The organism is Tepidimonas sp. (assembly GCF_046292505.1).
Lineage (GTDB): Bacteria > Pseudomonadota > Gammaproteobacteria > Burkholderiales > Burkholderiaceae_C > Tepidimonas.
The window spans coordinates 25,167-38,131 of record NZ_JBKBQX010000011.1; the positions used below are offsets into that span (position 1 = coordinate 25,167).

At 70.0% G+C, this 12,965-nt stretch carries 10 protein-coding genes; 8 read left to right on the forward strand and 2 right to left on the reverse strand.

Annotated elements, in window-relative coordinates:
• Window positions 1-36: 36 nt before the first annotated feature.
• Window positions 37-594, reverse strand: a complete 558-nt coding sequence (locus ACK4TH_RS06815) for an HNH endonuclease (RefSeq protein WP_409624132.1) — start codon at window positions 592-594, stop codon at window positions 37-39.
• Between the two features lie 56 nt (window positions 595-650).
• Between ACK4TH_RS06815 and ACK4TH_RS06820 the strand changes: the two genes are divergently transcribed.
• Genes ACK4TH_RS06820 through lspA form a run of 3 tightly spaced genes read left to right on the forward strand, consistent with a single transcriptional unit; the run spans window position 651 to window position 5,151 of the window.
• Window positions 651-1,715, forward strand: coding sequence for a bifunctional riboflavin kinase/FAD synthetase (locus ACK4TH_RS06820; protein ID WP_409624135.1), 1,065 nt, complete (start codon window positions 651-653; stop codon window positions 1,713-1,715).
• Window positions 1,712-4,624 (forward strand): isoleucine--tRNA ligase, encoded by a 2,913-nt coding sequence (ileS, locus tag ACK4TH_RS06825; RefSeq protein ID WP_409624138.1) that lies wholly within the window; start codon window positions 1,712-1,714, stop codon window positions 4,622-4,624. The genes ACK4TH_RS06820 and ileS overlap by 4 nt, the downstream gene beginning before the upstream one ends.
• Before the next feature lie 17 nt (window positions 4,625-4,641).
• Window positions 4,642-5,151: a signal peptidase II gene (lspA, locus tag ACK4TH_RS06830; protein WP_409624141.1), complete on the forward strand. Its 510-nt coding sequence runs from the start codon at window positions 4,642-4,644 to the stop codon at window positions 5,149-5,151.
• 4 nt (window positions 5,152-5,155) lie between these two features.
• On the opposite strand, the gene ACK4TH_RS06835 is transcribed toward lspA, so the two are convergent.
• Complete coding sequence (locus tag ACK4TH_RS06835; RefSeq protein ID WP_409624144.1) at window positions 5,156-5,569, reverse strand: winged helix-turn-helix domain-containing protein; 414 nt, start codon at window positions 5,567-5,569, stop codon at window positions 5,156-5,158.
• Window positions 5,570-5,679: 110 nt separating this feature from the next.
• On the opposite strand from ACK4TH_RS06835, the gene modA reads away from it, so the two are divergent.
• The 5 genes from modA (at window position 5,680) to ACK4TH_RS06860 (ending at window position 12,898) form a co-directional block, all read left to right on the forward strand.
• Window positions 5,680-6,483, forward strand: a complete 804-nt coding sequence (modA, locus tag ACK4TH_RS06840) for a molybdate ABC transporter substrate-binding protein (RefSeq protein WP_409624147.1) — start codon at window positions 5,680-5,682, stop codon at window positions 6,481-6,483.
• Window positions 6,484-6,495: 12 nt separating this feature from the next.
• On the forward strand, window positions 6,496-7,149 hold the full coding sequence (gene modB, locus ACK4TH_RS06845) for a molybdate ABC transporter permease subunit (RefSeq protein WP_409624256.1): 654 nt from the start codon (window positions 6,496-6,498) through the stop codon (window positions 7,147-7,149).
• A 10-nt stretch (window positions 7,150-7,159) separates the two neighbouring features.
• Window positions 7,160-8,311, forward strand: a complete 1,152-nt coding sequence (locus ACK4TH_RS06850) for an ABC transporter ATP-binding protein (protein ID WP_409624150.1) — start codon at window positions 7,160-7,162, stop codon at window positions 8,309-8,311.
• 124 nt (window positions 8,312-8,435) lie between these two features.
• On the forward strand, window positions 8,436-12,056 hold the full coding sequence (locus ACK4TH_RS06855; RefSeq protein WP_409624153.1) for an MHYT domain-containing protein: 3,621 nt from the start codon (window positions 8,436-8,438) through the stop codon (window positions 12,054-12,056).
• On the forward strand, window positions 11,954-12,898 hold the full coding sequence (locus tag ACK4TH_RS06860; protein WP_409624259.1) for an HD domain-containing phosphohydrolase: 945 nt from the start codon (window positions 11,954-11,956) through the stop codon (window positions 12,896-12,898). The genes ACK4TH_RS06855 and ACK4TH_RS06860 overlap by 103 nt, the downstream gene beginning before the upstream one ends.
• Window positions 12,899-12,965 lie beyond the last annotated feature (67 nt).

Here is a 12,965-nt window from a genome sequence, read left to right on the forward strand (position 1 = left end):
GGCCCTGCCGCCGCGGACATGACCTGCGTCGTGCGGTCAGCCGTGCAGGCGGGAATGCCGCGGCAGATGCGCCATCAGAAACTCCATCTGGTCCGCCAGGATGCGGCGGTTGCGCAGGATGAAGTCCTCCCACAGGCTCGGCACGTAGGGCGCGTAGAGCAGGGGCATGTGGGCCTGCTCGGGCGTGCGGTTGCCCTTGCGGTGGTTGCAGGCGCGGCAGGCGGTCACCACGTTCATCCAGTGGTCGCGCCCGCCCTGCGCGAGCGGCCGGATGTGCTCGCGCGTCAGCAGGGCGTCGTCGAAGCGCTCCCCACAGTACGCGCACAGGTGCCGGTCGCGGGCGAACAGCTTGGCGTTGGACAGCGACGGCACGATGTCGAACGGGTTGATCGCCGCCTGGCCCCGGGTGCCGATGATGGAGTGCACCGCCACCACCGACTGCCGGCCGGTGCGCGCGTTGTGCCCGCCACGAAACGTGGCGATGTGCGCCCCCGCCACCCAGCGCACATCGCCGGCGGCGTAGTGCAGCACGGCCTCCTCCAGCGTCAACCACGCCTGCGGCAGGCCTTGCCCGGTCAGCTTCAGCACCCTCATGGCTGTGTCATAGTAACGCGCTTTGGCGACGTTCGCGTGACAGCCGCCCGCCCACCATGAAGATCACCTACGGCCTGCACAACCTGCGCCAGCGCCCCGCCGTGTCGCGGGCGCTGACCATCGGCAACTTCGACGGGGTGCACCGCGGTCACCAGGCGATGCTGGCGCTGCTCATCAACGAGGCGCGGCACCGCGGCGTGCCATCGTGCGCCGTCACCTTCGAGCCGCATCCGCGGGATTTTTTCGCCGCCCGCCACCGCCGTCCGGAACTGGCGCCCGCGCGCATCGCCACGCTGCGCGACAAGCTGGCCGAGCTGCGCCGCTGCGGGGTCGACGAATGCGTGATCCTGCCGTTCGACGACGCGCTGGCCGGGCTGTCGGCCGATGCGTTCGTGGACGAGGTGCTGGTCGGCGCCCTGGGCGCGCGGTATGTGCTGGTGGGCGACGACTTTCGCTTCGGTGCGCAGCGCCGCGGCGACTACGCCCTGCTCGATGCGGCGGGCGAGGCCCGGGGCTTCGACGTCGCGCGCATGATGAGCTACGAGGTGCACGGGCTGCGCGTGTCCAGCTCGGCCGTGCGCGAGGCGCTCACCGCCGGCGACATGGCCCGCGCCGCCGCCCTGCTGGGGCGTCCCTACGCCATCAGCGGGCATGTGGTGCACGGGCGCAAGCTGGGCCGTGCCCTTGGCGAGTCGGCGCGCGGCCACGGCGACGGCTTTCGCACCCTCAACTTGCGCTTCGACCACTGGAAGCCGGCCGCCAGCGGCATTTTCGTCGTGCAGGTGCATGGGCTGGATCCGGCGTCCGACGCCGCCCCGCTGCCCGGGGTGGCCAACCTGGGCGTGCGGCCCTCGCTGGATCCCAACGACGTCAACGGCGGCCGCGTGCTGCTGGAAACCCACTGCCTGGACTGGCCCGAACGGGTGCGTGCCGCCCTCGCCCACGCCCCGGTGCCGGGAGAGGCCTACGGTAGAATCATCCGCGTCGAACTGCTGCACAAGCTGCACGACGAACGCCGGTACGACAGCCTGGATGCCCTGACCGCCGGCATCGCACAGGATTGCGCCGATGCCCGCGCCTGGTTTGCCGCGCACGGCCCCACGCCCGCCCGCCCATCATGACCGACCGCCGCGACTCCGCCCCGGCCCCCGACTACGGCCACACGCTCAATCTGCCGGACACCCCCTTCCCCATGCGCGGCAATCTGCCGCAGCGCGAGCCGGACTGGGTGCGCCAATGGGAGGCCCAGGGCATTTACCGCCGCCTGCGCGAGGCGCGCCGCGGCGCGCCCAAGTTCATCCTGCACGACGGCCCGCCGTATGCCAACGGGAAGATTCACATCGGCCACGCGGTCAACAAGATCCTCAAGGACATGATCGTCAAGGCCCGCCAGCTCGCTGGCTTCGACGCGCAGTACATCCCCGGTTGGGACTGCCATGGCCTGCCCATCGAAAACGCAATCGAAAAACTGCACGGCCGGGGCCTGAGCCGCGACGAGATGCAGGCCAAGGCGCGCGCCTTTGCCGCCGAGCAGATCGACCAGCAGCGCGCCGATTTCAAACGCCTGGGCGTGCTGGGGGACTGGGAGCGGCCCTACCGCACCATGGACTTCCGCAACGAGGCCGAGGAGATCCGCGCCTTCAAGCGCGTGATGGAGCGGGGCTTCGTGTACCGCGGGCTCAAGCCCGTGTATTGGTGCTTCGACTGTGGCTCGTCGCTGGCGGAGTTCGAAATCGAATACGCCGACAAGCAGAGCCAGACGCTGGACGTGGGCTTTCCGTGCGCGGAGCCGGACAAGCTGCTGCAGGCCTTCTTCCGCGACAGCGGGCTGCCGCACGCCAGCCCCGCCGGTCTGCAGGGGCGGCCGATCTTTGCCGTCATCTGGACCACCACTGCGTGGACCATTCCGGCCAACCAGGCGCTCAACCTCAATCCCGAACTGCTCTACGCCTTGGTGGACACGCCGCGTGGCCTGCTGGTGCTGGCCGAGGCGCTGGTCGAGTCCTGCCTGCAGCGCTATGGCCTGGAAGGCTCGGTACTGGCCACCGTGCCCGGCCGCGCGCTGGAAAAGCTGAACTTCCACCACCCGCTGGCCCATGTGCACTCGGGCTACGACCGGCTTGCCCCCGTCTATCTGGCCGACTATGCCACCGCCGACGACGGCACGGGCATCGTCCACTCCGCACCCGCCTACGGTGTGGAGGACTTCAACTCCTGCGTGGCGCACGGGCTGGCGCTGGCCGACATTCTGAACCCCGTGCAGGGCAACGGCACGTATACAGCGGAGTTGCCCCTTTTTGGCGGACAGTCCATCTGGAAGGCCGCCCCGGTGATCATCGATACGCTGCGCGACGCGGGTCGCCTGTTTGCCACCCAGACCATCACGCACAGCTATCCGCACTGCTGGCGCCACAAGACGCCGGTCATTTACCGCGCGGCGGCCCAGTGGTTCGTGCGCATGGATGCGCCCACGGCGGCCACACGCGGGATCTTCGCGACCGACCCCGCGCCGCGCACACTGCGCGAGATGGCGCTGGAAGCCATCGAGCACACCCAGTTCTACCCGGAAAACGGCCGCGCACGGCTGCGCGACATGATCGCCAACCGGCCCGACTGGTGCATCAGCCGCCAGCGCAGTTGGGGCGTGCCCCTGCCCTTCCTGCTGGAGGTGGACAGCGGTGAGCCGCACCCGCGCACGCCCGAGATCATCGACCTGGCCGCCGAGGTGGTGGAGCAAGGCGGCATCGAGGCGTGGAGCAAGCTCACCCCCGCCGACATCCTGCAGCGCATCGGCGACGGCGGCGACCCGGCCCGTTGGAGCAAGAGCCACGACATCCTGGAGGTCTGGTTCGACTCCGGCACCACGCACACGACGGTGCTCAAGGGCAGCCACGCCGGCGCCGGCCACGACAGCGGCCCGGAAGCCGACCTGTACCTGGAAGGCCACGACCAGCACCGCGGCTGGTTCCACTCCTCGCTGCTGACGGCCTGCGCCATGTATGGCCGCGCGCCGTACCGCGGCTTGCTGACCCACGGCTTCACGGTGGACGGCCAAGGCCGCAAGATGAGCAAGTCGCTGGGCAACGTCGTCGCCCCGCAGGAAATCAGCGGCAAGCTCGGTGCCGAGATCATTCGCCTGTGGGTAGCGGCGACCGACTATTCCGGCGACCTGGGCATCGACGACAAGATTCTGGCGCGCGTGGTGGACGCCTACCGGCGCATGCGCAACACCTTGCGTTTTCTGCTGGCCAACATCAGCGACTTCGACCCGCAGACCGATGCGGTGCCCGCGGAACAGCTGCTGGAGATCGACCGCTGGGCGCTGGCGCGCACGGCGCAATTGCAGGCCGAGATCCTGGCGCACTACCACGTCTACGAGTTCCACCCCGTGGTGGCCAAGGTGCAGGTGTTCTGCTCCGAGGATTTGGGCGCGTTCTATCTGGACGTGCTCAAGGACCGGCTCTACACCACGGCCCCCAAGAGCCTGGCGCGGCGCAGCGCTCAGACCGCGTTGCACCAGATCACGCACGCCATGTTGCGCTGGATCGCGCCCTTCCTGTCGTTCACCGCGGAAGAGGCGTGGGCGCTGATCGGCTCCCCCGTCAACGGCTCGCCCTCCATCTTCACGGAGACCTACCTGCCGCTGCCCACGCCCGAAGAGGCGCTGCTGGCCAAGTGGGCGCGCATCCTGGCGGTGCGCGATGCGGTCAACAAAGCCATCGAGGACGAACGCAGCGCCGGGCGCATCGGCCCCTCGTTGCAGGCCGAGGTGACGCTCACCCTGCCGCCCGAGGACCACGCGCTGCTGGCCACGCTGGGTGAGGACGCGAAGTTCGTCTTCCTGGTATCGGCGCTGACCCTGCAGGCCGGGGCCACACTGGCGGTGCAGGTAACGCCGTCGCCGCACGCCAAGTGCGCGCGCTGCTGGCACTGGCGCGCCGACGTCGGCCACGACGCGGCCCACCCCCATCTGTGCGGGCGTTGCACCAGCAATCTGCACGGTGCCGGAGAAGCCCGGCACGCGGCCTGACGCGCGCGTCACGACCCATGGCCAAAGCCTCGTCCAAAGGCATGCTGACCTGGCTGGGGTTGGCGTTTCTGATCCTGCTGCTCGACCAGATCAGCAAAGGGCTGGTCCTGGTCTTTTACCGGCTGGGCGACGCCACGCCGGTGACGTCGTTCTTCAACCTCGTGCGGGTGCACAACACGGGGGCGGCCTTTTCGTTTCTGGCCAACGCCGGGGGCTGGCAGCGCTGGTTTTTCATGGCCATCGGGGTCGGGGCGGCCATCTTCATCGTCTGGATGTTGCGCGCCCACGCCGGCCAGCGGCTGTTCGCCTTTTCCCTGTCCTGCCTCCTCGGCGGCGCGCTCGGCAACGTCATCGATCGCATGGTCCACGGCTATGTGGTGGACATGCTGGACTTTCACTTCCGCTGGCTGGCCCCGCTGTTCCCCGGCGGGCACTTTCCGGCCTTCAACCTGGCCGACACCGCCATCACCATCGGCGCCATCGGCCTGATCCTGGACGAGATCCTGCGCGTGCGGCGCAGCCGCTGACGGATCACCCCACCACGGGTTGTTGTGGCATGTCCGCATCCCCCTCGAGCTGGTGCCGAATGAGCGGTACCAGTTCTGCCAGAGGGGCCTCCACCGCCGCTTGCGCTCGCTCCTCCACCTCGCGGTACAGCGCCAGCACACGCTGTCCCAGCGGCGTCAACTCTGCGCCACCGCCGTGGCTGCCGCCGCGCTGCTTGGCCACCAGCGGTTCGACGAAGTCGCGGTTCATCGCCTGCACCAGTGACCAAACGCGCTGGTAGCTCATACCCAGCCGCCGCCCGGCCTCAGCGATCGAACCGGTCTCGGCGATGCCCTGCAGCACGTCGGCCTTGCCGGGCCCGATGGCCACGGCGTGCTTGACCTGGATGCGAAAGCGCGTGCGCGCCTCCAGCGGCGAGACGTGCAGGGCGGGTTTCATCGCGCGTGATGATAGCAAGCGGCTCACCTCGTCGTCTATGCAAAGCGATATCTTCATGATAAGATAACGATATCGTCAACCGTCTACCACCCTCCGTCCAAGGAGCCGTCATGCCGTCCCCTTTGCGCCGCTGGATCACCGTCGCCGCGCTGTCGCTGGCCGCCGTGGCCGGCCTGCAACGGCCCGCCCTGGCCCAGTCCTCCCCCGCTGCCCCGCCGACCGTGGCCGCCGCTGCCGACCTCAAGTTCGCGGTAGAGGAGGTTGCCAAGCTGTTCGAGCAACGCACCGGCCATAAGCTGCGGCTGGTGTTCGGCTCCTCCGGAAATTTCTATTCACAAATCCTGCAAGGTGCGCCGTTCCACTTGTTTATGTCGGCCGATGAGGACTTCGTTTTCAAGCTGGCCGACGTCGGCAAGACGCTCGACCGTGGCAAACTCTATGCTTACGGTCGAATTGGCATCATGGTGCCCAAGGGCTCGCCGCTAAAGGCGGACGGCGAGCTGAAAGACTTGGCCGCGGCGCTGAAGGACGGACGGCTGCACAAGTTCGCGATCGCTGCGCCCGACCACGCTCCGTATGGCAAGCGCGCCAAGGAAGCCCTGCAGTACGTCGGCATCTGGGAGACTATCGAGCCCCGGTTGGTCTATGGCGAGAACATCGGGCAGACCGCGCAGTTCGCCACTTCCGGCTCCACCGAGGGTGGCATCATCGCGCTGTCGCTGGCCAAGGCACCGCAGGTGGCCGCTCTGGGCGACTTCGCATTGATTCCGCAGTCCTGGCACAGGCCGCTGGCGCAGCGCATGGTGCTGATGAAGGATGCACCGGAGGCCGCGCGACGGTTCTACGACTTCCTGGCCGCGCCCGAGGCGCAGGCCATCATGGTGCGCTACGGCTTTGCCATGCCGAAGGAGTAAACCTTGGACTGGATGGCGCTGGAGCTGTCGCTGGAGCTGGCGGCAGCGACCCTACTGGTGCTGCTGCCGCTGGGTCTGTGGATGGGGCGCTGGCTGGCGCGTGCCAGCTTCGCGGGCAAATCGCTGGTAGAAGCCACCGTGGTGCTGCCGCTGGTGCTGCCGCCTACGGTGCTGGGTTATTACCTGCTGGTCTCACTGGGCGCAGCCTCGCCGCTGGGGGCTTGGATGCTGGAGCATTTCGACCTGCGCCTGACGTTCAACTTTCTGGGGCTGCTGATTGCCTCGGCAGTGTTCAACGTGCCATTCATCGTGCAACCCATTCAGCGTGCCTTCGAAGCCATTCCAGGTAACCTGGCAGAGGCCGCCGCAGTACACGGCCTGTCGCGTTGGCAGACGCTGTGGCGGGTGGAGCTGCCGCTGGCCTGGCCCGGCATCCTGTCGGCTTCAGTGCTGACCTTCGTGCACACGCTGGGCGAATTCGGCGTCGTGCTGATGGTCGGTGGCAACATTCCGGGCGAGACCAAGACGATCGCCATCAGCATCTACGACCGTGTGCAGGCGTTCGATCTGCAGGCCGCCGACCGTATGGCGCTACTGCTGCTGGCACTGTCGTTAGTGGCAGTGGCGGCCTCATTCTTTGCCGCAGCGCGCACGATCAAGCGTTGAGGAGCACTCGATGAGTGGGGCACTGTACGTCGAGATCGACCAGCACGAGCCAATGCCATTACAGGGCAGTGTACAGTGCCAGCCCGGCGAGCTGCTGGCACTGGTGGGGCCGTCGGGCGCCGGCAAGACCTCGCTGCTGCGCTGCCTGGCCGGGCTGATGCGCCCGCAACACAGCCTCATCCGCGTCGGCAACGAGGTCTGGGTGGACACACAGGCCGGCGTGTTCGTACCGCCGCGGCGGCGCCACGTCGGACTGGTGTTTCAGAACTATGCGCTGATGCCGCATCTGTCTGCGCTAGACAATGTGGCGCTGGCGCTGCTGCACCTGCCGCGCGGGCAGCGCCGCGCCGAGGCGGCACGCTGGCTGGAACACGTGCGCCTGACGCCCGCGCAGATGCAGCGCCGCCCGGCCCAGCTCTCTGGCGGGCAGCAGCAGCGCGTGGCGGTGGCGCGCGCGCTGGCGCGCCAGCCGCGCCTGCTGCTGCTGGACGAGCCGTTCTCGGCGGTCGATCAGATGAACCGCCAGGGCCTCTACGATCTGCTGGCGGACTTGCGCAAGGATCTGGCGATCCCGATCATCCTCGTCACGCACGACCTGATCGAAGCGCGCCACCTGGCTGACCGGCTGGTGGTAATGGATCACGGCAAGGTGCTGCAAAGCGGCACGCCGGCGCATATCTACCGCAGCCCGCGCAACGCGCGCGTGGCCGACTTGGTCGGTGTGCAGAACCGCTTTCAGGGCGTGTGGCTCGGGCCGCGCGACGACGCCGACCGCGCCGCCGGCGCCGGCTGGCTGCAGTGGCACCTAGCGGACGGCTCGCCTTCCGCCCTGCAGCTGCGCGTGCGCGACAAAGGCAAGATCCCGCCCGGGCAGCGCGTCACTTGGGTGGTGCAGGGTGACGGCCTGCATCTGGACAGCGAGCGCACCGCCGGCTCTTACACCCCTGGCACCTGCGAGCAGGCGCTGGCCACCACCTTGCACACCGTGCGCAACCTCGGTGAGACGACGATGGCCACGGCCAGCGTCGATGGTCTGGCGGGGGTGGAACTGCGGCTAGCGCGCTCCGGTCCGCTGCGGCAGGTACTGCAGCCGGGCCAGCCGCTGCGCGTGTGGCTGGACTGCGACTGGGTACACGTGATGCCGACGCGCGGCGCACACTGACCGGCCGCGCGCGCCCGCTGTGCGCACGCCCCGATGCCCCGCTATGATGGGTGCGCAGTGGTTCGGGGGTGGCATGGATTCATGGTGGCAGCGTGGGTTCGCGTGGCGAGATGAGGCTGGGCCTGTGGCCCCGGTCGTCTATGACCCATGGCTGGTGGCGCTGTCCCTGCTGATCGCGTGCGCGGGCGGTATAGCGGCTCTACAGTTGGTCAGTCTGGCGCGCCGCGCCGACCGCTTCGGCCCCGCGGTGGCGCGCGGGTCTTACGCGCTGGCATCGCTTTCGCTGGGCGTCAGTGTCTGGGCAATGCACTTCATCGGCATGCTGGCGGCGGACCTGTGCCAGCCGGTGCGCTACGACCCCTGGATCACCGCGCTGTCGATGCTGCCGAGCGTCGCCGCCTCGGCCATCGGCTTGCGCCTGTACGCGCGGCCCGGCGCGCAGGGACGCCCCGGCGTGCGCGCGGTGGTCGTCGCCGGCGTCTGGGTCGGCGCCGGCATCGGCGCCATGCACTACAGCGGCATGGGCGCACTGCGCATCGCCAGCACCCTGCGCTACGACCCGGCGGGCTTTGCGCTGTCGATCGTCGTCGCGGTGGGGCTGGCGGTGGCGGGGCTGGGGGCGCGTGAGTGGCTGCGCCGCCACACGCGGCTGCCGGGACTGGCGGTGATCGTCGTCGCCGGCTGCATCCTGGGTCTGGCCACCAGCGGCATGCACTACACCGCGATGCAGGCGTCGCTCTTCATCGGGCCAGTGGACCTGGCATTTCCGCGCTGGGTCAATCGCCAATTCGAGCTGGCGGTGGTGGTGGCGGTGGTGGTGGCGGTGACGTTCGGCTTTGCCTGGGGACTGCTCGGCATCGCCACCTACCGGGCACTATCGCGCCGGCTGAGCGAACGCGAGGCGCTGCTGAGCGACATCCTGAACCACCTGCCTGGTGCTATCGTACGGCTGCGCACCGATGGTGGCTTCGAGCGGCTGCTGGTGTCACCTTCGCTGGCGGAACTGACTGGCCAATCGCTCGAAAGCTATCAGCGCGGCGAGTGGTCGCTGCTCGATCTGGTGCACCCAGAGGACCGGGCCGCCGTTACGCGCGTGATTCCAGATCGGCGCCCATCCTTCTACCAAACCGAGCTGCAGGTGCGCGTACGCCACGCCACGCAGGGCTGGCGTCAGGTGCGTGTGCGCGCGGTGGCGCACGACTTTCAGCCCGATCCGCGCAGGCGCGTCGCGCCGATCCCGGTGCTGGATCTGTACCTGACCGACGTCACCGAAGAGCACGAGGCGCGCGAGCGTGAGCGTGCGCTGCTGGCCGCCATCGACAACGTGGTCGGCCGTGCCGTGCTGACACCGGACGGCACCTTTCTCGAGGTCAACGCCAGGCTGGCCGGGCTGCTCGGCTACGCGCCGCAGGAGCTGGCCGGCCGGGCGCACCGCGTGGTCTGGACGGACGAGGCGCAGCAGGCCGACATGGCCGCCTTCTGGGCCGCGCTGCGACACGGTGAGGCGCAGCCGGGCGAGTTCGCCCGGCGCGCCAAGGACGGCCGTACCGTGCATTTATCAGGCTGGTACCAACCGATGTTCGACGCCGAGGGGTGCGTGCGCTCGGTGCTGAAGCTGGTCTTTGACGTCACCGAGCGTGTGCACATGGTACAGGCGCTGCAACGTACCCAGAACGAGCTGCAGCAGGCGCTGACCAGCCGCAGCGCCTTCTTCGCTAACGTCAGCCACGAGATCCGCACGCCGATGAACACCATTGTCGGCTTTGCCGAGCTGCTGCGCGAAAGGCTGCCCGACGGTAGCGCCGAGCGCGAGCAGGCGCGCACCGTCCTGGAGTCGGCGCGTGCGCTGCTTCGCATCCTCAACGACTTGCTGGACGCCGCCAAGCTGGAGCGCGGCGAATTCCGCATCGCGCCGGCCCCGTTCCGGCTCGACCGGCTGCTGCACGACCTGGTATCGCAGTTCGGCGTGCTGGCCGCGCGCAAGGGGCTGGACCTGCGGCTGGAGGCGGCTGCCACGCTGCCGCGCTGCTGGCACGGCGACGGCGACCGCGTGCGCCAGATCCTGACCAACCTGCTCGGCAACGCGCTCAAGTTCACCGAGCGTGGCGGTGTGACGCTGGGCGCCACGGTAGCTGGGGAATTCCTGCTGTTGTGGGTGGAAGACAGCGGCATCGGCATCCCCCCGGAACGCCAGCGCGTCGTCTTCGACCCCTTCGTGCAGGCCGACGAGGGGACCGCACGCCGCTACGGTGGCACCGGCCTGGGCATGAGCATCGTGCAGCGGCTCACCGAACTCATGGGTGGACAGGTGGCGCTCAGCAGCGAGGTCGGCGTCGGCACCCGGGTGGAGGTACGCCTACCGCTGCCAGTGCTGCCCGACGAACTGTGCGCCGAACCGACCGATCGGACCGATGAGACGCGGCAGATAACAGCGCCGCTGCGCGTGCTGGCCGCCGACGACGTGGCGCAGAACCGCGAGCTGCTGGCGCTGCTGCTGGAGCGCGAGCGGCACCGTGTCACCGTGGTGGAAGACGGCGCGGCGCTGCTGGCGCGCTACCAGGCCGCGCCGCAGACCTGGGACGTGCTGCTGCTGGATCTGCACATGCCGGGGCTGGATGGCGTGACCGCGTGCGAGCGGCTGCGCGCGTGGGAGCGTGCGCAAGGGTTGCCGCCGGTGCCGGTGCTGGCGCTCAGTGCCAGCGTGCTGGAGGCCGACCGCGCCGCGGCGCAGCGCGCCGGCATGGACGGCTTTCTGGACAAGCCGATCGACCCGGCCGCGCTGCGGCGCGCGCTGGCCGAGGTGGCCCGGCGCCGCCATGCGCCCGCGGCGTCGGGGCAGGCCGCCGGTGCCGGGCAGAAGGACGCTTCGGTCGCGGATGCAGCGGCGCCGCGTGCCGACACGCCGCAGGCCGGATCGCCCGACAGCGGGCTGCCGCCCGCCGTGGCCGGTGCCGCCCCGGATGCCGCGTCTCCATCGGCCTCGGCGTCCCACCCGCCCGTGGCCGACCCCGCGCGCGGCCACGCGCTGTGGGGCGAGGCGTGGCTGGCGCAGCTGCACCGCTGGCACGCGGAGCAGGCCGCCGCGTGGACCGGTGCCGCCGGCTGGGGCCGCGCCGAGTGGCACCGCGTGGCCGGCGCCGCCGCCAACCTGGCGCTGCCGGCGCTGGCGCAGGCCGCGCGCGCTGGAGCTGGCGCACGCGCGCGGCGAGGCGCCCGACCCCGTGCCGGCCGTGCAGGCCTGGCGGGCGTTCACCGACTGGCTGGCCGACCAGCCGGCCGCGGTCGGGGCACCGCCGGCGCCCCCCGCGGCCGCCGGGGCGCTGCCCCCGCCCGATGCGAGCGCCGCGCCGTGGCTGACCCGTCTGGGCGAGGCCTGCCGCCGCGGCGAGATCGACGACGCCGCGCTGGCCGCGCTGGCCGCCGTCCACCCGGCCCACGCGGCCCACGCGGCCGCGCTGCGCGCGGCACTGGACGCCTTCGACTTCGATGCCGCGCTGGCGCTGCTGGCGCGCTGGTCCACCCCCGATTCGCAGGAGCCCCCGTCCGATGCCTGACGCCGCCCCGATCCCCGCCGACTTCACCCCTTGGGCCGAGCTGGACGCCCCGCCGCGCCTGCTGCTGGTGGACGACGAGCCGGCCAACCTGCAGCTGCTGCGCCAGGTGCTGGAGGGCGACTACCGCCTCTCGTTCGCGCGCAGCGGCACCGAGGCGCTCGCGCGCGTGCGCGAGCTGCAGCCGCGCCTGATCGTGCTCGACGTCATGATGCCCGGCATGACCGGCCACGACATCATCCGCATCCTCAAGGCCGACCCCACCACGGCCCACATCCCGGTGCTGTTCTGCACGGCGCTCGGCGCCGACGAGGACGAGGCCGCCGGGCTGGCGCTGGGGGCCGTGGACTACGTGACCAAGCCGATCTCGCCGCCGGTGCTGCGCGCGCGCATCCGCACCCACCTGGCGCTGGTGCAGCGCGACGAGGTCGAGCGCACCCGGCTGGAGGTGATCCGCCGCCTGGGCCGCGCCGCCGAGTTCAAGGACAACGAGACCGGCCGCCACGTCATCCGCATGAGCCACTTCAGCCGCCTGATCGCGCAGGAGCTCGGCGCGCCGCGCAGTTACTGCGAGACGCTGCTGGCGGCCGCGCCGATGCACGACATCGGCAAGATCGGCGTGCCCGACGCCATCCTGCTCAAGCCCGGCAAGCTCGACGAGGCCGAGTGGGCCGTGATGCGCCAGCACCCGCAGATGGGCGCCGACATCATCGGCGACGACCCGAGCCCGCTGCTGCGCATGGCGCGCACCATCGCGCTGCAGCACCACGAAAAATGGGACGGCAGCGGTTACCCGCACGGCCTCAAAGGCGAGGCGATCAGCGCCGAGGCGCGCATCGTGGCCGTGGCCGACGTATTCGACGCCCTGACCAGCGCGCGCCCGTACAAGCCGGCCTGGCCGCGCGAGCGCGCGCTGGCCTTCCTGCAGGAACAGGCCGGCCGCCATTTCTGGCCCGACGCCGTGCAGGCGCTGCTGCGCCGGCTGGACGACGTCTGGGCGGTGCACCTGGCCTGGCGCGACGAGGTTACGGCGTGACCTTCTGCTAAAATTGATTGCTCGAGCCATCAAACCCACAAGAATAGAGGGGACATCTCACAAGCCG

Excerpts from the sequence above, each read along its gene's own strand:
- ACK4TH_RS06850 (WP_409624150.1), top strand. The coding sequence starts at position 7,160 with ATGAGTGGGGCACTGTACGTCGAGATCGACCAGCACGAGCCAATGCCA.
- ileS (WP_409624138.1), top strand. The coding sequence starts at position 1,712 with ATGACCGACCGCCGCGACTCCGCCCCGGCCCCCGACTACGGCCACACG.
- modB (WP_409624256.1), top strand. The coding sequence starts at position 6,496 with ATGGCGCTGGAGCTGTCGCTGGAGCTGGCGGCAGCGACCCTACTGGTG.
- ACK4TH_RS06820 (WP_409624135.1), top strand. The coding sequence starts at position 651 with ATGAAGATCACCTACGGCCTGCACAACCTGCGCCAGCGCCCCGCCGTG.
- ACK4TH_RS06835 (WP_409624144.1), bottom strand. The coding sequence starts at position 5,569 with ATGAAACCCGCCCTGCACGTCTCGCCGCTGGAGGCGCGCACGCGCTTT.
- lspA (WP_409624141.1), top strand. The coding sequence starts at position 4,642 with ATGGCCAAAGCCTCGTCCAAAGGCATGCTGACCTGGCTGGGGTTGGCG.
- modA (WP_409624147.1), top strand. The coding sequence starts at position 5,680 with ATGCCGTCCCCTTTGCGCCGCTGGATCACCGTCGCCGCGCTGTCGCTG.
- ACK4TH_RS06815 (WP_409624132.1), bottom strand. The coding sequence starts at position 594 with ATGAGGGTGCTGAAGCTGACCGGGCAAGGCCTGCCGCAGGCGTGGTTG.